Below are 22,143 nucleotides of genomic sequence, written 5' to 3' on the forward strand. Positions count from 1 at the left end.
AGCAGTGAGTCTGGAATTCGACACCGTACTCGTCGCCAATCGCGGGGAGATCGCCTGCCGCATCATGCGCACCGCACGGACGCTCGGCTTGAAGACGGTCGCCGTGTACTCCGACGCCGACGTGGGATCCGCGCACGTCGAAATGGCGGACGTGGCCGTGCGCTTGGGGCCGAGCCCCGCGGCGGAGTCCTATCTTCGGGCCGACGCGGTGATCGAAGCGGCGCTGTCGACCGGTGCGGGCGCCATCCATCCCGGCTACGGATTTCTCTCGGAGAACGCGGATTTCGCCACCGCGGTGGATGCGGCGGGGATCGCATTCGTCGGACCCACTCCGGAACAGCTGCGCGTCTTCGGTGACAAACACACCGCGCGGGCGAAGGCACATGTGATCGGCGTGCCGCTCATCCCGGGCAGCGGCCTGCTCGATTCGGCCGATCACGCGGTGGCGGAGGCGGAGCGGATCGGCTTCCCCGTGATGCTGAAGGCGGTCGGCGGAGGCGGCGGCATCGGCATGCAGGCATGCTTCGGCCCGGACCAGCTGCGCGCCGCCTACCGGCGTGTGCAGCGCCTCGCGGCGGCGAACTTCAGCTCGACCGGCGTCTTCCTGGAGCGTTTCGTGGCGCGGGCCAGGCACGTCGAGGTGCAGGTGTTCGGCGACGGCCACGGCCGGGTGGTCAGTCTCGGAACCCGGGACTGCTCGCTGCAACGCCGCAACCAGAAGGTGATCGAGGAGGCTCCCGCACCTGGACTCAGCGCGGAACTGTCGGAGCGCTTGCTCGCCGCTTCACGAGAACTCGCCCGATCGGTCGACTACCGGTCGGCGGGGACGGTCGAGTTCGTCTATGACGCCGACCACGACACCGCCTCCTTCCTCGAAATGAACACCCGCCTGCAGGTCGAGCATCCGGTCACCGAAGCGGTCACCGGAGTCGACCTGGTGGAATGGATGCTCCGGCTGGCGGGCGGCGATACCTCGATGGTGGACGAACTGCCCGAGAGCGGGCCGCCGATCACGGGCCATGCCGTGGAGGCTCGCGTCTACGCGGAGGACCCCGGGCACGATTACCGGCCCAGCGCGGGTCTGGTGACGTCCGCGCAGTTCCCGGCCGCCGCCCGGGTCGACACCTGGGTCGAGACCGGCTCAGAGGTCAGCCCGTACTACGACCCACTGCTGGCCAAGGTGATCAGCTCCGGCGCGGACCGCGCGGACGCCTTCGCCGCGTTGCGCGCCGCGCTCGGCACGACGCGGATCTACGGCGTCCAGACGAATCTGCCGCAACTGCGTCAGGCGGCGGACGACGCCCGAGTTCAGCGCACCGAGCACACCACGACCACGCTGGCCGAGATCCGCCCGACCGGGCATCGCATCGATGTGCTGCGCGGCGGGACGACGACCACGGTGCAGGACTATCCGGGCCGAATCGGCTTGTGGGAAGTCGGCATTCCGCCGTCCGGCCCGATGGACGACCTCTCCTTCAGCCTCGCCAACACCGCGGTCGGCAATCCGATCGGCGTCCCCGCGCTCGAATGCACGTTGCACGGGCCGCAATTGCGCTTCGCCGACACCACCATCGTGTGCGTAACCGGTGCGCCGGCCCCCGTGACTGTCGACGGCAGCCCCGTGGACATGTGGGAGCCAATCACCGTGCCCGCCGGTGCCGTGCTCGATATCGGCGCGCCCTCCGACACCGGTCTGCGCACCTATGTGGCGGTGCGCGGCGGTATCGACGCTCCGCTGTATCACGGCAGCGCCGCCACCTTCACACTCGGCGGATTCGGCGGTGTCACCGGAAAAGCGATAGCCACCGGCGACGTACTCGGCATCGCCCGGATCACGGGCGACGCGCTCGGCGCGCCTGCCACTGTGCCGCCGGGCGAGCGGCCGGAATTCACCCACGACTGGCGGCTCGCCGTCGGCGTGGGACCGCAGACCGCGCCCGCGTACTTCACCGACGCCGACATGACCCAGTTCTGCACGCATCCGTGGCGGGTCGGCAGCCACGCGAACCGCACCGGCATCCGCCTGGAGGGCCCGAAACCGGCCTGGTCGCGCACCGACGGCGGCGAGGCCGGGCTGCACCCGTCCAACCTGCACGACAACCCCTACAGCGTCGGCGCGCTGAACGTCTCCGGCGACACGCCGATCCTGCTCGGCCCCGACGGACCGAGTCTCGGCGGCTTCGCCTGCCCGCTGACGGTGGTGTCCGCGCATCGCTGGCGACTCGGCCAGCTCCGTCCCGGTGACACGGTGCGGTTCGTGCCGGTCGACGACGACAAAGCGGCCGAATTGCGCTCGGCCAACGGCAGCCGCGTGCCCGACCTCGTTCCCGATTCCATCGCAGCCCTTGCCGATCGCGGCATCTTGGGCGGCGTCGAGGCGTCCTCAGACCGTCCGCGCGTGCGCTACCTGCGCGGCGGGGACGACAACGTCCTGGTCGAATACGGCGAGATGGTGCTCGATCTCGGATTGCGCATGCGGGTGCACGCGCTGGCCGAAGCACTCGCGGCCGCCGGGTTACCCGGCATTCTCGACGTCACCCCGGGCGTCCGATCGCTGCACATCCACTTCGATCCCGCGGTGCTACCGCGGTATCGGCTGCTCGGCACGCTGGCCGAGTTCGAACTCGACTCACCCGCCACCACCGAACTCGTGGTGCCGAGCCGCACTATCCGGCTACCGCTGTCGTTCGACGACCCGTCCATCGCCGAGGCGATCGACCGCTACCGCAGCGGCGTGCGCGATACCGCGCCCTGGCTGCCGTCGAACGTCGAGTTCATTCGTCGCGTCAACGGGCTCGACAGCGTCGAGGACGTGCGCACCACCGTATTCGACGCCGAATACCTGGTGCTGGGTCTGGGTGACGTGTATCTCGGTGCGCCGCTGGCGGTTCCGCTCGATCCGCGCCACCGCCTGGTCACCACGAAATACAACCCGGCCCGGACCTGGACGCCCTCCGACGCCGTCGGCATCGGCGGCAAATACCTGTGTGTCTACGGGATGGCCTCGCCGGGCGGCTACCAGTTGATCGGCCGCACCGTGCCGATCTGGTCGAGCTACCGGCAGTCCGCGCCGTTCGAACCTGGCACGCCTTGGCTGTTCCGGTTCTTCGATCGCATCGTCTGGGAACCGGTGAGCCCGGAGCAACTGCTCGAGTACCGGGCGGCGGCCGAAGCGGGCCGGTTCGACGCGGAAGTGAGCGACGGCGCCTTCGCCCTCGCCGACCATGTGCGAATGCTGCGTACCGAGGCCGACTCCATCGCCGAGTTCGAAGCCCGGCAGACCGCCGCGTTCGAGGCGGAGAAGGCGGCGTGGCGCGCGGCGGGCGAATTCGAGCGCACCACCGTCGCACCCGTCGCCGCACCGATCGACGATCCACTGGCCGGCCTGCCCGCGGACGCGACCGTGGTGACCGCACCGATGATCGGCAATGTCTGGCGGGTGGAAGTCGAAGCGGGACAACGACTCACGGCCGGTGCGCCGGTCGCCGTGCTGGAGGCGATGAAACTCGAATTACCGGTGCACAGCCCTGGCGACGGCACCGTGCTGAAGGTATTGACGGCCCCCGGCGCCAAGGTGGAACCGGGCACACCACTTGTAGTGATCGGAGTCGACTGAATGCCCCCAGGCGTCCTAGGCAGCACGGCGGCCGACCCCGTCGAACGGGTCGCGGCCGCCTACCGGCGGATAGCCGAGGTGGATCGTCCGGAGGTGTGGATCACGCTGCGGCCGGAAGGCGAGGTCACCGCGGAAGCGGCCGTGGTCGCCGAGCGGCTCGCGGCCGGTGCGACGTTGCCGCTGGCCGGGGTGCTGGTGGCGGTGAAGGACAACATCGATGTGGCCGGTCTGCCGACGACCGCGGCCTGTCCCGAATTCGCCTACAACCCGGAGGTGACCGCGGCGGCGATCGAGCGGCTGATCGCGGCGGGTGCGCTCGTGCTGGGCAAGACGAACCTGGACCAGTTCGCCACCGGCCTGGTCGGGACGCGCAGTCCATACGGCCCGGTGCGCAACGCTCTCGACCCGAATCTGGTGTCCGGCGGGTCGAGCTCGGGGTCCGCGGCGGCGGTGGCGCTCGCCGTCGCGGACCTCGGTATCGGCACCGACACGGCGGGTTCCGGGCGGGTGCCCGCCGCGCTGCAGGGGATCGTCGGCATCAAGGCGACGCTGGGCGTCATCCCGGCGCACGGAACCGTACCCGCCTGTGCGGATTACGACGCCGTCACGGTGTTCGCCGCCGACCTGGATCTGGCCGTGACCGCCGCCGCGGTGATGAGCGGGCCGGAGCCGCGCGACCCGCGCAGCCGGACCTGGCCCGCCGATGTCCGGCTGTCGGCTCCGCTCGCGCCGCGCATCGCCGTGCCGCGCGCCGAGGACTTGGCCGCGCTGAGCGAGCCGTATCGGGAGGCGTTCGCTCGCACCGTCGCCGGGGTTGCCGAGACGGGCGCGAAAACCGAAGAGATCGATATCTCCGTCCTGCTCGACGCCGCGCTGCTGCTCTATGACGGCGGGATCGTCGCGGAACGCTATGCGGCGGTCGGCGCGTTCCTGGACACCGCACCGGCGGGCGCCGACCCCACGGTCGCCGCCATTATCGGCGCGGCGCGGGAAAAGACCGGCCCCGCGTTCGCGGCCGACCTCGACACGCTCGCCCACGCCAAAGCGGCAGCCGCCGACCTGCTGCACGGCTTCGACGCGTTGTTGCTGCCCACCACCACCGAACACCCCAGTATCGCGGCGGTGCAAGCGGATCCGATCGGTATCAACCGGCGGATGGGCACCTACACCAACTTCTGCAATCTGCTGGATATGGCCGCTGTCGCCATCCCCGGCGCACCGACCGCCGACGGTGCGCCGTTCGGCGTCATGCTGGTCGCTCCGGCCTTCGCCGACCAAGTGGCCATAGATCTGGCCGCTCGCCTGCTCGGCGACGAGAGCGCGCCGCTGCTGGTCGATCGTGGCGTCGATCTCGCCGTCTTCGGCGCGCACCTGCGCGGGCAACCGCTGCATTTCCAGCTCGAGCAGCTCGGCGCCCGCTTCCTGGGCGAGATCCGGACCACCGACGCCTACCGCCTTGCCGCGCTGGACACGACACCGCCCAAGCCGGGCCTGGTGCGTCACGGACCCGGCCTCGGCGCACCGATCGCGGGAGAGCTCTTCCGCGTCTCCGAGGCCGGGCTCGGCCGCTTCCTCGCAGACCTCCCAGCTCCCATGGCGCTTACCAGCATCGACCTCGCCGACGGCCGCAGCGTCATCGGTTTCACCTGCACCCACGACGCCGCACGTACCGCCCTCGACATCACCCCCTACGCCAGCTGGCGAACCTACCTCCACCACCGCGCATAACTCCTCTCCGCGAGTGGCACATGGTGGTTGAGTCCACTCGGACTTCACCGCGGCCCATGTGCCATTCGCTTGCATGCCCGGAGATTTAGACATTTGTACTAGACGAATGTGCTAGATGTGTGTTAGACATATGTCTGAGACGTTTGGACAACACAGTGGGAATCGAGGAAGTCATGAGCGCCAAGTCCGAAAGCAGCCAGCTCCGAGTGCTCGTCGCCGGTGGCGGCATCGGCGGCAATGCCGTTGCGCTGCAACTGCTCAGGGCCGGTATACGGGCCACCGTCGTGGAGCGGGCAGCAGCGCCGCGGCCCGGCGGGCAGGCCGTCGACCTGCGCGGGCCGAGCCGCGAGGTGGCCGAGCGGATGGGGATGATGCCGGGTATCCGTAGCTATCAGCTCGACGAGCGCGGCATGAAGTACGTCGACGACGCGGGCCGCGAGATCCTGCGCATGCCCGCCGAACTGTTCGACGGCAAGGGCGCGGTCGCCGAAATCGAGATCACCCGTGGGGATCTCAATCAGGTTCTGCTCGATCTACTCGCCGCCGAGGGCGGCGTCGACTACCGCTACGGGGAGTGGATCACCGAGATCGAGCAGGACGGTGCTGGCGCCGAGGTGACGTTCGCCTCCGGCGGCACCGAGCGATTCGACATCGTGATCGGCGCGGACGGCCTGCATTCCGCGACCCGCCGCATGGTGTTCGGCCCCGAGCAGCAATTCACCACCTACCTGGGTGGATACATGTCTTTCTTCACCCTGCCGCGACCGGAAGACCTGGAGCCGCACTGGTTCACGATGCATTCTCTGGTCGGAGCCACCGGGTTGGGCATGCGCCCCGATGCCGACCCCGCCACCTGCAAGGCGCTCGTCGTCATCCGCGCCGAGGCGAATCCCGCATTGCGCCGGGACGTCGAAGCGCAGCAGCAGTTCATCCGCGAGCGGCTGGCCGGTGGCGGATGGGAGTCCGCCCGCATCGTCGCGGCGATGACCGAAGCCCCGGACTTCTATTTCGACGAGCTGGCGCGGATCGACATGCCGAGCTGGGTTCAGGGCCGCGTGGTGCTGCTCGGCGACGCGGGCTACTGCGGCTCGCCGCTGACCGGCCAAGGGACGGCTATGGCGCTGGTCGGCGCGTATGTGCTCGCCGGTGAGATCGCCGCGCACGCAGCCGATCCTGGACGCGGCTTGGCCCGTTACGAAGAGGTTCTGCGTCCCTTCGTGCGGAAGGCGCAGAAGTTGCAGCCGGGCGGGGTGAAGGCCATGACACCCAAGACCCGCTTCGGCATTCGCGCGGGGCACGCCTTCAGCAAGCTGATGATGTCGAAACCGATGCGGCCGGTTTTGCTACGGATGATCAGCGAGACCGAGTCCTACGACCTGCCCGACTACTCCGCCGTGAACGTCGGCTGACCACCCCGTCAGTCGATCAGCGTCCGACCATCGAGCACGAAAGGCAGCACGAAGGTGCGCAGCACAGCGCGTTCGTCGTCTTCGCCCGCACCGGGCAAAGTCAGCAGCGATACCATCGCGCGCACCATCCACTGGCCCACACGCTTGGCCGCGGACGCGGACAGTTCGGGGCGGAACCCGGCGACGAAGTCCGTGGCGAGTGCGTCGACCACGCCCGGCGAATTCGCGAGCTGGGCAACGATTCCCGCGTTGGCCGGTTCGAACCAGACCGCCAGATGCGGCGTCTTGCGCACCTCGGCGAGCAGCGCGGTCAATGTGTCGAGCAGCTGCTCCTCCGGCTTCGCACTCGCCGAGACAGCCCGTTCCCGCCACACCCGCTGGATCAGTTGACGCGCCTCGCGCCCTGCGAAGGCGACGTAGAGCGCCTGTCGATTCTCGAAGTAGCGGTACAGCGTCGCCCTGGAACAGCCCGCGACCTCCGCGACTTCGGCCATTCCCACTCCGCTGACCCCTTTGTCGATGAACAGCGCACGGACCGCGTCGAGGATGCGCTCACCGGCCAGCTCGGCGCGACCGTCGGCCAGCCAGTCGCCACTCATACGACGTCCTTTCCGGAGGGCTCCGCGGTCACACTTCGCTGGCGCCTCCACGCCTGACCGCTCATGCCGTGCACCGGAACGGGAGGGTGGTCGGCCTGCGGACATAGGGACCGTTCGCGTACTCGACCGCGTCGATGTCGACCAGGTACTCGGGGAACCGGTCGAGCAGTTCCTCGAGCGCGACGCGGGCCTGCATCCGGGCGGCGGCCGCGCCGAGGCAGTGGTGCGGCCCATGCCCGAACGTGAGGATGCGCTGCGGATTCCGGTCTATGTCGAGGGTGGCGGCGTTCGGGCCGAACGCCTGCTCGTCCCGGTTGGCGGACCCGAACACCAACAGAACTTTGCGCCCGGCGGGCACCGTCTTTCCGGTCAGCTCCACATCCTGCGTGGTGGTTCGCGCCAGCCCCTGGACCGGCGACGTCAGCCGGGCGAACTCCTCCACCGCGACCCGAATCCGGTCCGGATCGGCGGCAAGAGCGGCGCGCTGGTCCGGATGCTGTTGCAGCAATTGCACCGCGCCGCCCAGCAGACCCGTCGTCGTGTCGTTTCCGCCCGCCACCATGGTCCAGGTGTAGGCCAGGATTTGGACCAGTCCGCGCACGTCCGCGTCGTCGGCGGCCATCCCCGCTCGAACGAGCAGAGACACCGTGTCGTCCCCGGGATCGGTGCGGCGGCGTTTGATCAGCTCGGCGAAGTAGCCCATCATCTCCGCCGACGCCGCTTGGGCTCGGGTGTTCGTCCGGTCGATGCTGCCCGCGACGACCGCGTCGGTCCACCCGTCGAACCGCGCCCGGTCCTGCGCAGGGACGCCGAGGTAGTGCGCGACGACCATGCTGGGCAGCGGCTTGAACAGCTGCTGGACGATGTCGCCGCCGCCGTTGCCCGCTATGTCGTCGAGCCGGTCGCGCACGAATCGGCGGACCACCGGTTCGACCTCCTCCACCTGGCGCGGCGTGAACCCGCTGGCGACCAGCTTGCGAAAGTCGGTGTGCCGCGGCGGGTCCTGCATCACCAGCGGCGGATTGCCGGTGAGACCGAGTTCGTCGAGTTCGCCGTATTCGACGGTGAGCCCGTCGCGGGAGGAGTACGTCTCGCTGTCGCGCGCCGCCGCGTACACGTGCTCGTGCCGGGTGAGCACCCAGTAGTCGTTCTCCGGTCGCGCGGCCGGGACGACGTGATGCACCGGGTCCTGCTCGCGCAGCGCGGCGTACATCTCCCACGGCGACGCCCAACTGGGGCCGGAACGAAGTTCGAAAACGGGAGCCGTCCGATACGCAAGGTTCGCCATGTATCGACGGTAAGACAAAATATTGAAACTGTCTAGAACTGGTTTCAGTTAGCCGGGCCGATCACCTTCACCACAGCCCGGCCATCCCCTTCCCCGCGTCGGGTTCGGTGCCGCACACCCGTGGGTTACCTTCGGCAGCCGCAAGGACCGATTCGTTGCCGGTCAGCTTCAGGAAGAGCCAGCGCGAGCGACCGCTCCGCACCCTATGTCCGCCGGGCCGGCCACCCCTCGTAGACCGGCCCGGCGGACACCACCTCCGAGGGCCGACCTGTCACCCCTCGAGACAGGTCGCTCCCCGGTGGCGGCTTGCTTCCCCGCGAGACCAAGAATGCAAGCGCGGGCTTAGCGCACCCTTAAGAACACCTTGCAAGATCGAATCCGCAGGTAGCGGAGCGTTACCAAGTGGTGACGCGGCAAGCTCCTGCCGCACCGCCGCAATCGCGGGATGATGGAGACAAGTGCGCCAAGAAGATTGGGAGCGACGATGGAAACCGTGGTGGTCTGGATTCTGGCCAGCCTGCTCTACTGGTGGGGCTTGCTGTAACTGAACGAACCTGGCCGTCCCACCCGGCCAGGTCTACTACAACCGTCGCATAGCTTCCCGCTCGAAGACTTCGCCGACAGGTGTCGCCCTCGGTTTGCCTCATGCGTGAACCCACCACCGATCGGGCCACTGTTCCGACCTGCCCGTGTGGCACGACGACCACGATCCGTTCGGTGCCGGGCCATAGTCACAATGACGGAATCCGTCATATCGACAGCGTTACGTGTCGGATCCCAGCGCATCCCCCACGGAAACGGTCCCGGCGTGCGATGTCGGTCCACACTCGGTCGCAACCGTTCCAAGAAGGAGTGAGCAATGCTGACCGTGCTGCCCATCAGGTACGTCTCGGATGTGGAAGCGTGCCGGAAGTTCTACGCCGGTCTCGGACTCGTCTTCGATTCCGATGCGAGTGTCGATGTGTGGGCTCAACTTTCGACCGATGCCGGGGCAGTCGGACTGCACGATTTCAGGGTGTCGAAGGGACGACCGGCCGGATCGGTCGAACTCGGGTTCGCGACCGACGAGAAGCTGGAAGTGGTCGCAAGCCGATTGCGCGAGCAGGGCTACGACTACGAGATCTTCGACGAGGACTTCGGTCGCAGCTTGCGGGTCGTCGATCCGGACGGCGTGACGCTGCAGATCCAGGAGATCGACATGGACGTCGCCCGGGCGTCCGCGTCGGCCTTGTCAATGCCGAACGAGTAACACCCGGTCGGTGCATGGCCAGCACCGTCGAACCCATCGAACACATGTAGTGGCGCGCATCACGAATTCACGGCGGAATAGGTTCCGGCGAACGGTCGTTGAAGCTCCCTGTCGGCGTCCGGACAGCCCCGGGCCGCACCCTTTGTCGCTTCGAGCGACCACTCGCCGAGAGGCGCTTGTGGGACGTCGACCCGAGTCGTGACGTTGGCGTGGCGTCCGGCAGCTGAACGCCGTCAGGTTTCGCGACCTGGCGGCGTTTTTCTTCGCCAGTAGATTCCCGCCGGAACGCCGCCTCGACGCGCTGACTAGCCGCTCAGATGCGTCGTGACCACCGGCGCGACCCGCGCGATCAGCTCCTCGACCGATTCCGAGGCGACCGGCTCGACCTTCAGGACATGGCGGAGGTAGGCGATGCCGAGCAGTTGGGCCATCGCCAGATCGATCCTGAGTTCGGCATCAGGACCGGGCAGGGCGGAGGCGAGCTGCGGGTACAGCCGGCCCTGGATGAACTGCCGCACCAGACCGGCGGACTCCTCATGGGTCGCCGCGCCGCGCAGGATCGCCAGCAGCGGGCCGCGTGATTCCGGCTGTTCCCACGCCTCGAAGAACACCCGTGTCAGCCGATCACCGATCCTTCCGCTCGCACCGTCGATTATCCGTGCGGCGACGTCGGCGGGCTCGAACGGCCATCCCATCGTGGCGCGGAACAGTTCCGCCTTGTTGCCGAAATAGTGCCGGATCAGCGCCGGGTCGACTCCGGCCGCAGCCGCGATGTCCCGCACGGTCGTCTTGTCGTAACCGAATTCGGCGAACTTGCGGCGCGCGGTCGCCAGGAGCACATCTCGGGTGTCAGTCTTGCCGGGTCGTCGTCCCATCGGAGGCATAGTGCCCAGAATTCTACAGCCGTTGACTTTCCGGCCGAACCGCTCTTAGGCTGTAGAGAGAAAACTCAACGAGTGAGGAATTTTTGATGCCGGCTCCACGATGGATCGCCCGAGCCAACAAGATCGGGCTCAATCGAGTCACCAAGTTCATCGCCCCGTGGGCGCCGGGGTGGGCGGTGGTAATCCATCGCGGGCGCAAGTCGGGCCGGATCTTCCGGACACCGCTGTGGGCATTCCGCCGCGGAGATGGCTACGTGATCGCACTGACGTACGGATCGAACGCGGACTGGGTGCGCAATGTCCTCTCCGCTGACGGCTGTGAACTACAAACCAGACGCAGGCACTATGCGGTCGGCACTCCCCGCGTCTACCGGGACGAGAACGCCACCGACATGCCGGCGTTCATCCGCTTCATGCTTCGCAAAGTGATCAAGGCTCCCGAATTCCTCAGCGTCGAGGTGGTACGCGAACTGGATGCACCGACAGGCCCACCCATCCCCCGCTGAACTCCGAACATCGTTCAGCGCCTGTGTCGACCTGAACCCCTTACGCGTAACCGGCGATGACGACCTGCGCTGGCTCGAAGCCTTGATTTGGCCGGGGCAGGACGAGCATCTGTACCGCCTGCGGGCGGCGGCGAGCATCGCGTGCAGATCAGCGGAGTCCACGCCTTCTTCGGGCGCGATGGTTCAGCCTTTGAAGAGGCGGCGATATTTTCCAGGGCTGATCCCGACATGGCGGTTGAAGACGGCGCGGGTGTTGGCCGGGCTGCCTAGCCCGACGCGGTATCCGATTCGGTCTACGGGGAGGTCCGTGGTTTCGAGGAGCTCGCGAGCTCGGTCGATGCGGGCGGCGGTGAGCCAGGCGCGGGTCGAGGTTCCGGTCTCGTCGCGGAACCGCCGGATGAAGGTTCGTCGCGACAGGTGCGATCGGCGAGCAAGTTCATCGAGCGTGTGCGGGTGGTCCAGCTTTCCCAGCATCCAGGCGCGGGTTTCCTCGAGGGTGCTGGAGGTGGCGGTGGGGAGAAACTGGCGCGTGTATTGCGCTTGGCCCCCTTCGCGTACCGGCGGCGCGACAAGGTCGCGGGCACGCTCGTTGGCTACGGCTGCGCCGAAGTCCTTGCGGATGATGTGCAGGCACAGATCGATCCCGCTGGTGACGCCTGCCGAGGTGAGCACGTCACCATCGTCGACGAAGAGCCGATCGGGTTGCACGTCGATGTCCGGATATCTGGTTTGTAGCAGGGCGGCGGCGCGCCAGTGGGTCGTGGCCGGCCGGTTGGCCAGCAGTCCTGCGGCGGCCAAGGCGAAAGCTCCGGTGCAGATCGATACCAGCCGCGCGCCGCCCGAATGCGCCTGACCGAGGGCATCCGTGAGCGGATCTGGCGGTGTCCGGTCGAAACCGGCATAACCGGGCATCACGATTGTGTCGGCATCAGCCAGGACATCCAGCGTGATCGTTTCACCCGATAGCCAGGGGATGGGGGCACTTCTCGATGTCGGGCACACGACAAGGTCGTAGTTGGGGTCGGAACCGAAAACATCGATCGGAATCGCGGCGTCGAGCATGACGACCTTGTCTGGCACCACAACGGCGACGCGCCGCTTCCCCACCCCGGCTGACATGGCCCGATGCTAGCGTTTCGTGGCACTGGAGCCACTCCTGAGATAGGAAATGCCGAAATAGCCTCGCGTTCGTGACTTTCCGTATCGAATTACCATCTACTCGACTGGCCGATGCCGCCTTGGCGGTCGTGCGGCGGTCGGAGGACGAAGCGATCGTCAACCACAGTGTCCGCAGCTACCTCTTCGCCGAGCTGCTCGCCGAACACCAGGGCTTGCACGCCGATCCAGGCTATGACCGCGAGCTATTGTTCGCCGCCACGGCCATGCACGATCTCGGAACGAGCGGATTGGCCTCGGGCAAGGAACGTTTCGAGGTCGAGGGTGCCGATCTCGCCGCCGAAATCCTCTCCGATCACGGTGTTCCGCAAGTGGATGTCGACCGAGTGTGGGAGGCGATCGCGCTGCACACCTCACCCGGCATTGCCGAACGGCGCGGGCTCCTGGCTTACCTGACGGCGGAGGGCAGCAAGATGGACATCGGCTTTCACGCCCACCTGACCGAGTCGCATCAGGCAGCGATACACGCTGCCTATCCGCGCCTGCACATGGTGAAATCACTGACCGACGCGGTAGTCGACCACGCGGGTAGATCCGAAACCGCGGCACCGATCTACTCGATGGAGTATCAATTCCGGCTCGAACGACGCGCGAATGGCGCGACACAGCTGGAGAGACTCGTAGCGGGCCGGTTTCCCTGGGGAGAGTAGAGACCTCGGGCCAGGACGTCGACGGCGGCTGTTCACCCCTGCGCAGCCACAACGGGATCGGCTCAACCGAGCCTCTTCGTCCAGGTCGGTCCGGTGAGTTCAAGACTCGGGGTACACGACTTTGCGATGTGCGTATTCGCAAGGGCACGGAGGTTCGCCGTCGAATCCATCGACGTCTTCGTCGAGGTGGACCAGCACGCGCGCACCATCGGATCGGGTGAGTGTCCACAACCACGGCTGCGGTTCGTCGCCGAAGCTGCAAAGGATGTCGCAGCCGATCTGTGCTGCGAGCAGGACGACGAATCCTTGGCTGTCCAGCGCATCCGGTCCGGATAGTGGCAGATCGGCACTGACCGAGAACGCTGCCGCGAAGTCCCCGCCGACCGGCCCATATGTGCAGAAGGCCGGGAACGGGCCGTCCCGGTGGACATTCCGAAGGGCCTCTTCTACAAGGTTGTCACTGCTGACGAAGATTTCCGACTCCGGAACCTCGAAGCACCTCCGCAGAAAGGCACGGAGTTCCATCGCGTCGAGGGGACGAGAGCACAGCCCGTCGCACGCAATCACTCGACGAGCGTACTCGGCTGGCACCATGCGGAGCCGGTTCGTCCGATCGAGCTCGGTGGCCTGCACGGAGTCGATGGGGCCCTGCGTCGGCGACGAGAGTGCGGAAGGATGCAGATCATGGCGTCGCATGATGGGACCTTGCACCGCAGGCTCGGGCTCACCGATTCGGTGATCATCGGGCTCGGGGCGATGATCGGGGCGGGCATCTTCGCGGCGTTGGCGCCTGCGGCGGCCTCGGCCGGGAGCTGGTTGCTGCTCGCACTCGCGGTGGCGGCGCTGCTCGCGTACTGCAATGCGATGTCGTCGGCGCGGCTGGCGGCGCGCTATCCGGTGTCCGGGGGAACGTACGTGTATGGGCGGGAGCGGCTCGGCCCGTTCTGGGGCTACCTCGCCGGTTGGGGCTTCGTCGCGGGAAAGACTGCCTCATGCGCGGCGATGGCGTTGACGGTCGGTAGTTACGCCTGGCCCGAGCAGGCGCATGCGGTGGCGGTCGGCGCGGTGGTGGCGATTACCGCGATCAACTACACCGGGGTGCAGAAATCGGCGTTGGCCACCCGGGTGCTCGTCGCGGTGGTGCTCGCGGTGCTCGCGGTGGTGGTCGTGGCCGGGTTCTTCGGAACGCACTCGGCGGCAACGGCCTTGCCCGACCGGATCGGTCCGCGCGACGTTCTCACGGCGGCCGGTCTGCTGTTCTTCGCGTTCGCGGGATACGCCCGCATCGCCACCCTCGGCGAGGAGGTGCGCGAACCGGAACGGACCATTCCACGCGCTGTCATGATCGCGCTCGGACTCGCTCTCGCGGTCTACGCACTGGTGGCGGTCGTGGCGCTGAGCGTGCTCGGATCCGCCGGACTTGCCCAGGCGACAGACCCGCTGGCGCGAGTGGTCACCGCGGCGGGTTTTCCGGCGGCGGCCCCGGTGGTGCGGATCGGCGCGGTGCTGGCAGCGGCCGGATCGCTGCTGGCGCTGATCCTCGGAGTGTCCCGCACGGTGCTCGCCATGGCGCGAGATCGCTATCTGCCGGGTGCGCTGGCCGCGGTGCATCCGCGCTTCGGGGTGCCGCATCGCGCCGAACTGGTGGTCGGCGCGGTCGTCGCGGTGGTCGCCGCGGTCTTCGATCTGCGTGCGGCGATCGGCTTCTCCTCGTTCACGGTGCTCGTCTACTACCTGATCGCGAATATCTCCGCCGCGACGCTGACCGCCGAGGAGAACCGCCCGGCCCGCTGGATTCCCGTCGTCGGCGCAGCGGGCTGTGTCATCGTGGGATTCTCGCTGCCCCTCGGCTCCGTCCTGGCCGGACTCGGCACACTCGCCTTCGGCGCGGTGCTTTACGTGCTGCGTGTCCGGTCACGTTCGTAGGGACGAGGAAGCGCTGCGGCAATGGGGCGGCGCCGAGTCGCCGAGTTGCCGCGGCAGGCACGACCGCTGCTCGTAGATCTCACCGGCTCGGTGGGCGACACCGGCGGAGACCGGGCTGACCGCATCGACATCATTACCGCCACCGCCGCGGACGCGCCCGCTGCCGCGCTGCTGATCCGCCCGGACGGTTATGTCGCCTGGGCCGCGACAAATCCCGAGCACGACGGTCTCGCCACGGCATCGACCCGCTGGTTCGGTTCGGCGAGCACCCCGGCCCCGGTAATCGGCTGATCGCGAGGATCGTGATGTCCCGCCTGTTGAGCGTGCGATGGCGCCCAGGAGCGCTAGCCTCGTGCACATGGGGCGTATGGGTGGATTCCTAGCCGGAATCGCGGCGGTTTCGCTGGTGGCGGGCAATCTGCTCGCCGGGAGCGCGCACGCCGCGCCCGGCGATCAGGTGCGGTGCGCCGTAACCTCGGGCCGTGACCTGGAGCGGGCGGCGCCGGAGCAGGTCGGGTTGGATTCCGGGCGGCTGCACGAAGCGCTGCGCTTCGCCTCCGGGCGGAACCGATTCAACGTGCAGGTGTTCCGGCACAACTGCCTGATCGGCGAGGGGCTGACGAACAATCAGACCGACAACGTCGCGTGGAACATCTGGAGCGCCACCAAGAGCATCGTCTCCGTGCTCGCCGGAATCGCCTGGGACCAAGGCCAACTCGAACTCGACGCGCCGATCGACCGGTATCTGCCCGCCGGGCTCGGCGGCCCCACGCACCGGTCGATCACCGTGGAGAATCTGCTCACCGAGACGTCGGGCATGCGAGTCGGGGTGGTGACCGAGGGCATCACCGGCGTGGTCCCGATCGATCCGAACAGCGCGGTGCAGGCGCTCGGTGTGCCGCTGGACAATCCGCCGGGCACCGTATTCACCTACAGCCAGCGCAACGTCGACCTCCTGGCTTACGTAATCGAGCTGGCCATGGGTGAACCACTGCAACAGTTCGCGCAGCGGGAATTGTTCGACCCGCTCGGCATTCCGCGCGGCGACTACTACTGGGCCCGCGACCGCTCCGGACACACCTACGGCTACGCACACCTGATGATTCCGCCGAAGGATTTCGCCAAGCTCGGCCTGCTGGTGAGCAACAACGGACAGTGGGGCGGCCAGCGGATCGTCTCCGCCGAATACCTGCGGAAAGCGCGCACGCCCTCGCCCACGAACCCGTGCTACGGATACCTGTTCTGGCTCGGGCCCGGATGCGCCGAGACCGCGGATTTCCTGCCCCGCGACGTCTACACGATGGCGGGTCTCGGAATGCAGAACGTCTTCATCATTCCGAGTCTGGATCTCACCGTTGTGTGGACCGGAGTCTTCGGAAACGTCAGCAGCCAGGGAGTGAGCGGGATCATCCAGAACACCCAGGAACTACCCTACGAATTCTTCCGCAAAGTATTCGACGCGTTCGACGAGCGGCCGGTGCGCGACCCGGGCCCCTACATAGAGCCGCCGGTCCGGCTGGACCCCCGCCGCTTCGTCGACAACGACATCCTGATCGCGGTCTTCGGCATCGGGCCCGCCGCCTATCCGGGTTGCAACGTCTTCGCCTGCCTGAATTACCCGTTGGAGCCGCCATTCGCGGACACCCCGCCGGGCTGCGCCATCGTGGCCTGCCTCGGGCCGGACCCGCGCACCCCTGGCATCCGCTGACGCGGTATCACCCTGGCGCGTTGAACCTGCCCTTCGCAGACCTTGCTGGGCTGCGCAAACCCGGCCGATCCAGGCCCGACCGCAAGGACTCGCGCCCACATCTAACCGGACAGATTCGTGACCCATCCGTGCATCTCGTCGGTGCGCAGCGCGGCGTAGTGGCGCTTGCGCAGCGCCTGCGAGATCGGTCCCGGTGCGCCGTCGGCGACCACGCGACCGTCTACCTCGACGACCGGAGCCGCACCGGCTGAGGTTCCGGTGACGAAGACCTCGTCGGCGATGTACAGCTCGGTGAGGTCCACAGTGCGTTCGACTACCGGAATGCCGTCCTCGGCCGCCAGGGTGAGGACGGTCCTGCGGTTGATGCCGTCGAGGATGTCGCAGGACACGTCCGGGGTGATCAGCGTGCCGCCCCGGACCAGGAAGATATTGGCCGCGCTGAGCTCACAGACATGGCCGTTGCCGTCGAGGAAGACACAGTCGTCGTATCCGCTGTCGATCGCGTCCTGCTTGGCCAGAACCGAATTCACGTAGGCGCCATTGACCTTGGCGCGGGACGGGATGGCGTTGTCCGGAATCCGCCGCCACGGGCTGGACTTCAGCCGCATCCCGTCCTGCGGGACGATCGGCACCGCGTCGTAGACGAAGATGCTCACCTGGATCGCACAGCCGCGCACGCGAGTGCCCGGAATGGATTCGACCACGTGCACCGTCGCCCGTACGAAGACATCCTCAGTGGGGGCGTTCGCCGCGATCAGTTCCACGACGGCGGCGCGAAACCTGGCGAAATCCCACTCCACGGGGAACTGATCGATCCCGATGATCTTGCACGACTCCTCGAGCCGCCGGAAATGATCATCCAGCCGGAATGCGGTCCGTGCCGCCCCTTCCACGTGCACCGGGAAGACGGTGTAGACACTCAGTCCGTACAACACCGCGGACGATGCGACACCGACCACGGCCGCATCGGCCGCAACGATCCGGTCGCCGAGATACACGTGGGGATGAGGGTTAGCCATCGCCGCAGGCTAACAGCGCGACGAGCCGGTGCGCGAACCTATTTCGAACCGCCCGCCGACACCCGCCATGTCGCCAAGGCCCATTCTCATTCGATGAGGTCGCGTTCGATGCCGCCACCGGCCTCGAGTTCCTGAACGGATCGACGTAGGCGCGCCCCGTCGGGCCCGCTCAGCAACGCGAGGGTCGTGGACAGCGAGCGATCATCTTCCTCGGACGTCGGCACGCCATTCCCCTCGCGTAACGGCTTACAGGTTGTGATCCCTCAGCGGTTGCTGAGCAGCACCTCGGCGATCTGAATCGTGTTGAGCGCGGCGCCCTTTCGCAGGTTGTCACCGGAGATGAACAGGGCGAGACCGCGACCTCCGGGGACGCCGGGGTCCTGGCGGATGCGGCCGACGAGGGAATCGTCGACACCGGCCGCGGCCAACGGGGTCGGCACGTCGACCAGCTTGACGCCGGGGGCTTTGGCCAGGATCTCCTTGGCGTGCTCGACGGAGAGCGGCTCGGCGAACTCGGCGTTCACCGACAGCGAGTGGCCGGTGAACACCGGGACGCGCACGCAGGTGCCGCTCACCGCGAGATCCGGGATGCCCAGGATCTTGCGGCTCTCGTTGCGCAGCTTCTGATCCTCGTCGGTCTCGCCGGAGCCGTCGTCGACCAGCGAACCGGCCAGCGGAAGCACATTGAACGCGATCGGCGCGACGTACTTGTTCGGCGGGGGGAAGTCGACGGCGCGGCCGTCCTGGGTCAGCTGCTCGGCGTCATCGATCACCGCACGCGCCTGGCCGGCCAGCTCTTCGACACCGGCCAGGCCGCTGCCGGACACCGCCTGGTAGCTGGACACGATCAGGCGGCGCAGACCCGCGATATCGTGCAGCGGCTTGAGCACCGGCATCGCCGCCATGGTGGTGCAGTTCGGATTGGCGATGATGCCCTTGACCAGATTGCGCGTCTGCTCCGGGTTGACCTCGCTGACCACCAGCGGGACTTCAGGGTCCTTGCGCCAGGCCGACGAGTTATCGATCACGGTGACACCGGCCGCCGCGAAACGCGGGGCCTGCACCCGGGACATGGTTGCTCCGGCGGAGAACAGCGCGATGTCCAGGCCGGACGGATCGGCGGTCTCGGTGTCCTCGACCACGATCTCGCGGCCGCGCCACGGCAGCGTCTTGCCCGCCGAACGCGCGGAGGCGAAGAACCGCACCTCGTCGGCGGGGAAGTTGCGCTCGTCCAGCAGCTTCCGCATGACGGCGCCGACCTGTCCGGTCGCGCCGACGACTCCTACCCGAATGCCCATGGCTTATCGCCCCGTTCCCGCATGGACCACCGCGACCTCGTCGCCGCCGAGGTCGAACGCCTTGTGCAGCACTTTGACCGCCTCGTCCAGTTCGGTGTCCTTGACCAGCACGGAGATCCGGATCTCCGAGGTGGAGATCAGATCGATGTTCACACCCGCCTTGGCCAGCGCCTCACAGAACGTGGCGGTGACCCCCGGGTGGCTCTTCATGCCCGCGCCGACCAGCGACACCTTGCCGATGTGGTCGTCGTAGAGCACCTGGGAGAAGCCGATGTCGGCCTGCCGCTTGGTCAGCATCTCGACCGCGCGGGCACCCTCGGTTTTCGGCAGCGTGAAGGTGATGTCGGTCTTACCGGTCTCGACCTTCGAGATGTTCTGCAGAACCATGTCGATGTTGATCTCGGCGTCGGCGACGGCGCGGAACACCTTGGCGGCGTAACCCGGCTCGTCCGGCAGCCCGACCACGGTCACCTTGGCCTCGCTGCGGTCATGTGCGACGCCGGTGAGGATTGCTTGCTCCAAGGGGATGTCCTCCATCGATCCAGAAACGTAGGTGCCCCGCTTGTCGGTGTAGGACGAGCGCACATGCACGGGCACGTTGTAGCGGCGGGCGTATTCGACGCAGCGCAGCATCAGCACCTTGGCGCCGCAGGCCGCCAGTTCCAGCATCTCCTCGTAGGAGACCTGCTCGAGCCGCTGCGCGTCGGGCACGATCCGCGGGTCGGCGGTGAAGACGCCGTCCACGTCGGTGTAGATCTCGCAGACGTCCGCGTTCAGCGCGGCGGCCAGCGCTACCGCGGTGGTGTCCGAACCGCCGCGGCCCAGCGTGGTGACGTCCCTGCTGTCCTGGCTGACGCCCTGGAAGCCGGCGACCAGCACGACGAGGCCCTCGTCGAGCGCGTCCCGGACCCGGCCCGGGGTCACGTCGATGATCTTGGCGTTGCCGTGCGCGCCCGTGGTGATCACACCCGCCTGCGAGCCGGTGAAGGAGCGGGCCTCGGCGCCAAGGGAGTGGATGGCCATGGCGACCAGCGCGTTGGAGATGCGCTCCCCGGAGGTGAGCAGCATGTCCATCTCGCGGGCGGGCGGCGCGGGCGCCACCTGCTGGGCGAGATCGAGCAGTTCGTCGGTGGTGTCGCCCATGGCGGAGCAGACGACCACCACGTCGTGGCCCTGCTTCTTGGTCTCCACGATCCGTTCAGCGACGCGCCGGATACGCTCGGCGGTCGCCACCGAGGATCCTCCGTACTTCTGAACCACGAGAGCCACGACAGGGTCCTCCAAGATCGACAACAAACTGGTAACAGTCATCCAGACTACCGGCCGGGGGCCAGCGGTTTTGCCGATACCTACCCGGCTTGTGCAAAAGCCCACAGCCGCATCCGATCCCGGGGCGGACGCGCGGCCCGCGCCCGATGCGGGACCATGTGGGTATGAAGAGCACGCTGCTCGAGGTGAGAACGGGCCACAGCGAGGTGGTGCAGGACATCACGCCGCAGTGCGCGACATTCGTCCGCGAAGCGGGTGGCGACGGGCTGCTGCACGTCTTCGTGCCGCACGCCACCGCGGGGATCGCGATCATGGAATTGGGCGCACGCAGCGACGACGACCTGCTGGCCGCGCTGCGCGATCTGCTGCCCGCCGACGACCGATGGCGGCACGCGCACGGCTCCCGCGGCCACGGGCGCTCGCACGTGATGCCCGCGCTGATCCCGCCGTACGCGACGGTCCCGGTGCTCGGCGGGAAGCTGGCCCTCGGCACCTGGCAGTCGATCGCGCTGGTCGATCTCAACATCGACAACCCCGACCGCCAGGTACGGCTGTCCTTCCTCTCCGACGCGAGCTGAGCCGACCCGGCCACGGCCCTGCGCGCGGCCGCGACCGCGCGGTTCAGGCCCTGGTGAGCCAGGTGACCTGGACGCCGTTGCTGAACTCCGTTCGCTCGGTCGGGCGAAACAGGGTCGGACGGAACTCGCCCGCGAACCCGGGAACGCCGGTGCCCGCGACCACCGGATAGCTCTTGATCACCAGTTCATCGATCTCCTCCAGCAGCGCTGCGGCGAGCTTGCCGCCGCCCGCCAGCCAGATGTCCATGCCGTCCTGCCGCTTCAGTTCCTGGACCAAGCCGACGGGATCGCCCTCCACCACCTCCACGCCGGGAGCATCGATCCGGCCGAGCGTGCTCGACACCACGTACTGCTTCATGTGTGCGTACGGGCTGGTCACGCCGATGGACAGGGCCGGATCGTAGGTGCCGCGACCCATCACGAGCGTGTCGAATTTCTGGTTCGGCGCGTCCACGTCGAGCCCGACGTGGGGGCGCACATGGGTGGGCAGCGTCTCCGGATACTCCGCGCGCATCCATTCCCACATATCGTCTGCTACCGGGTAGAAGTCGATTTCGCCATTCGGGCCCGCGATGTAGCCGTCGAGTGAAACACCGACGAAGTAGACGAGTTTTCGCATGGGATTACCTCTTTCTGTGGATTTCGGTGGCGGTCAGGCGCGGGTGAACCAGGTGACCTGCGCGCCGTTGCCGAATTCCTGGCGCTGAGCTGGAGTGAACAGCGTCGGACGGAACGCGCCGGAGAACACGGACACGCCGCCGCCCGCGACGACCGGGTAGCTCTTGATGATCATCTCGTCGATCTCGCCGAGCAGTTCGGCGGCGAGCTTGCCGCCGCCGACGAGCCAGATGTCCCCACCCTCGGCCCGCTTCAGCCCCCGCACGAGCTCGACGGGGTCGCGTTCGACCACCTCGATGGCCGGATCGTCGACTGGACCGAGCGTGCTGGACACCACGTACTGCTTCATGTGCGCGTACGGGCTGGTCACACCGAGTGACAACGCGGGCTCGTAGCTGCCCCTGCCCATCACCGCGGTGTCGAACCGCTTGTTCGGCTCATCCACCGCCATTCCAGCCTGCGTCCGCAGGAAGCTGGGCACGAACTCCGGATATTCGCCGATGGCCCAAGCCGTCATCGCGTCGTCGAGAGGGTAGAAATCGAACTCTCCCCCGGGGCCCGCGATGTAGCCGTCGAGCGACACACCCACGTAGTAGACAAGCTTTCGCATCCATACCGCCTA

General features: G+C 67.5%; 21 protein-coding genes and 1 pseudogene. 11 read left to right on the forward strand and 11 right to left on the reverse strand.

Annotation, left to right across the window (positions count from 1 at the left end):
- Positions 1-4 precede the first annotated feature (4 nt).
- From uca to IU459_RS11305, 3 genes are all read left to right on the forward strand, one after another.
- Entirely contained in the window at positions 5-3,616 is a 3,612-nt protein-coding gene (gene uca, locus IU459_RS11295) for an urea carboxylase (RefSeq protein ID WP_195129446.1), read from the forward strand.
- Entirely contained in the window at positions 3,617-5,344 is a 1,728-nt protein-coding gene (gene atzF / locus IU459_RS11300) for an allophanate hydrolase (protein ID WP_195129447.1), read from the forward strand.
- A gap of 173 nt (positions 5,345-5,517) precedes the next feature.
- A complete protein-coding gene (locus IU459_RS11305) occupies positions 5,518-6,753 on the forward strand; it encodes an FAD-dependent monooxygenase (RefSeq protein WP_195129448.1) in 1,236 nt (411 codons plus the stop codon).
- An 8-nt stretch (positions 6,754-6,761) separates the two neighbouring features.
- Here the strand turns inward: IU459_RS11305 and IU459_RS11310 are convergent, their stop codons facing one another.
- Together IU459_RS11310 and IU459_RS11315 are read right to left on the reverse strand one after the other, a co-directional pair.
- Positions 6,762-7,352 carry a TetR/AcrR family transcriptional regulator gene (locus IU459_RS11310; protein ID WP_195129449.1) on the reverse strand — a complete coding sequence of 197 codons (591 nt, stop codon included), beginning with the start codon at positions 7,350-7,352 and terminating at the stop codon, positions 6,762-6,764.
- A gap of 61 nt (positions 7,353-7,413) precedes the next feature.
- Positions 7,414-8,640, reverse strand: coding sequence for a cytochrome P450 (locus IU459_RS11315; protein ID WP_195129450.1), 1,227 nt, complete (start codon positions 8,638-8,640; stop codon positions 7,414-7,416).
- Between the two features lie 859 nt (positions 8,641-9,499).
- Here IU459_RS11315 and IU459_RS11320 point away from each other — a divergent pair.
- The gene (locus IU459_RS11320) at positions 9,500-9,889 is read left to right on the forward strand and encodes a VOC family protein (protein ID WP_195129451.1); all 390 of its coding nucleotides are present in this window, start codon (positions 9,500-9,502) and stop codon (positions 9,887-9,889) included.
- A 305-nt stretch (positions 9,890-10,194) separates the two neighbouring features.
- On the opposite strand, the gene IU459_RS11325 is transcribed toward IU459_RS11320, so the two are convergent.
- Positions 10,195-10,764, reverse strand: coding sequence for a TetR/AcrR family transcriptional regulator (locus tag IU459_RS11325; protein WP_440446481.1), 570 nt, complete (start codon positions 10,762-10,764; stop codon positions 10,195-10,197).
- A 95-nt stretch (positions 10,765-10,859) separates the two neighbouring features.
- On the opposite strand from IU459_RS11325, the gene IU459_RS11330 reads away from it, so the two are divergent.
- Both IU459_RS11330 and IU459_RS40045 read left to right on the forward strand, forming a co-directional pair.
- Positions 10,860-11,279, forward strand: coding sequence for a nitroreductase family deazaflavin-dependent oxidoreductase (locus IU459_RS11330; protein ID WP_195129453.1), 420 nt, complete (start codon positions 10,860-10,862; stop codon positions 11,277-11,279).
- Positions 11,248-11,370 (forward strand): annotated as a pseudogene (locus IU459_RS40045) (hypothetical protein); the annotation flags it as partial. The gene IU459_RS11330 and the pseudogene IU459_RS40045, both read left to right, overlap by 32 nt.
- A 92-nt stretch (positions 11,371-11,462) precedes the next feature.
- Here the strand turns inward: IU459_RS40045 and IU459_RS11340 are convergent.
- On the reverse strand, positions 11,463-12,398 hold the full coding sequence (locus IU459_RS11340; RefSeq protein WP_195129454.1) for a GlxA family transcriptional regulator: 936 nt from the start codon (positions 12,396-12,398) through the stop codon (positions 11,463-11,465).
- Between the two features lie 71 nt (positions 12,399-12,469).
- On the opposite strand from IU459_RS11340, the gene IU459_RS11345 reads away from it, so the two are divergent.
- Positions 12,470-13,105: an HD domain-containing protein gene (locus IU459_RS11345; RefSeq protein ID WP_195129455.1), complete on the forward strand. Its 636-nt coding sequence runs from the start codon at positions 12,470-12,472 to the stop codon at positions 13,103-13,105.
- A gap of 99 nt (positions 13,106-13,204) precedes the next feature.
- Here the strand turns inward: IU459_RS11345 and IU459_RS11350 are convergent, their stop codons facing one another.
- Entirely contained in the window at positions 13,205-13,630 is a 426-nt protein-coding gene (locus IU459_RS11350; protein WP_228837765.1) for a hypothetical protein, read from the reverse strand.
- 156 nt (positions 13,631-13,786) lie between these two features.
- On the opposite strand from IU459_RS11350, the gene IU459_RS11355 reads away from it, so the two are divergent.
- From IU459_RS11355 to IU459_RS11365, 3 genes are all read left to right on the forward strand, one after another.
- Entirely contained in the window at positions 13,787-15,031 is a 1,245-nt protein-coding gene (locus IU459_RS11355) for an APC family permease (RefSeq protein WP_440446485.1), read from the forward strand.
- 21 nt (positions 15,032-15,052) lie between these two features.
- Entirely contained in the window at positions 15,053-15,322 is a 270-nt protein-coding gene (locus IU459_RS11360) for an aromatic-ring hydroxylase C-terminal domain-containing protein (protein WP_195129458.1), read from the forward strand.
- 67 nt (positions 15,323-15,389) lie between these two features.
- Entirely contained in the window at positions 15,390-16,739 is a 1,350-nt protein-coding gene (locus IU459_RS11365) for a serine hydrolase domain-containing protein (protein WP_195129459.1), read from the forward strand.
- Positions 16,740-16,840: 101 nt separating this feature from the next.
- On the opposite strand, the gene IU459_RS11370 is transcribed toward IU459_RS11365, so the two are convergent.
- The 4 genes from IU459_RS11370 to IU459_RS11385 all read right to left on the reverse strand — a co-directional run bounded on the left by IU459_RS11370 (position 16,841) and on the right by IU459_RS11385 (position 20,325).
- The gene (locus tag IU459_RS11370; protein WP_195129460.1) at positions 16,841-17,758 is read right to left on the reverse strand and encodes an aminotransferase class IV; all 918 of its coding nucleotides are present in this window, start codon (positions 17,756-17,758) and stop codon (positions 16,841-16,843) included.
- Between the two features lie 86 nt (positions 17,759-17,844).
- Entirely contained in the window at positions 17,845-17,982 is a 138-nt protein-coding gene (locus IU459_RS11375; RefSeq protein WP_195129461.1) for a hypothetical protein, read from the reverse strand.
- Positions 17,983-18,021: 39 nt separating this feature from the next.
- Complete coding sequence (locus IU459_RS11380; RefSeq protein WP_195129462.1) at positions 18,022-19,056, reverse strand: aspartate-semialdehyde dehydrogenase; 1,035 nt, start codon at positions 19,054-19,056, stop codon at positions 18,022-18,024.
- Between the two features lie 3 nt (positions 19,057-19,059).
- The gene (locus IU459_RS11385) at positions 19,060-20,325 is read right to left on the reverse strand and encodes an aspartate kinase (protein WP_040773009.1); all 1,266 of its coding nucleotides are present in this window, start codon (positions 20,323-20,325) and stop codon (positions 19,060-19,062) included.
- 164 nt (positions 20,326-20,489) lie between these two features.
- Between IU459_RS11385 and IU459_RS11390 the strand changes: the two genes are divergently transcribed.
- Complete coding sequence (locus IU459_RS11390) at positions 20,490-20,903, forward strand: secondary thiamine-phosphate synthase enzyme YjbQ (RefSeq protein ID WP_195129463.1); 414 nt, start codon at positions 20,490-20,492, stop codon at positions 20,901-20,903.
- Between the two features lie 43 nt (positions 20,904-20,946).
- Here the strand turns inward: IU459_RS11390 and IU459_RS11395 are convergent, their stop codons facing one another.
- Together IU459_RS11395 and IU459_RS11400 are read right to left on the reverse strand one after the other, a co-directional pair.
- Complete coding sequence (locus IU459_RS11395) at positions 20,947-21,522, reverse strand: dihydrofolate reductase family protein (protein ID WP_195129464.1); 576 nt, start codon at positions 21,520-21,522, stop codon at positions 20,947-20,949.
- A 33-nt stretch (positions 21,523-21,555) separates the two neighbouring features.
- Positions 21,556-22,131: a dihydrofolate reductase family protein gene (locus tag IU459_RS11400; protein WP_195129465.1), complete on the reverse strand. Its 576-nt coding sequence runs from the start codon at positions 22,129-22,131 to the stop codon at positions 21,556-21,558.
- Positions 22,132-22,143 lie beyond the last annotated feature (12 nt).

It is taken from the genome of Nocardia amamiensis (assembly GCF_015477605.1).
GTDB lineage: Bacteria > Actinomycetota > Actinomycetes > Mycobacteriales > Mycobacteriaceae > Nocardia > Nocardia amamiensis_A.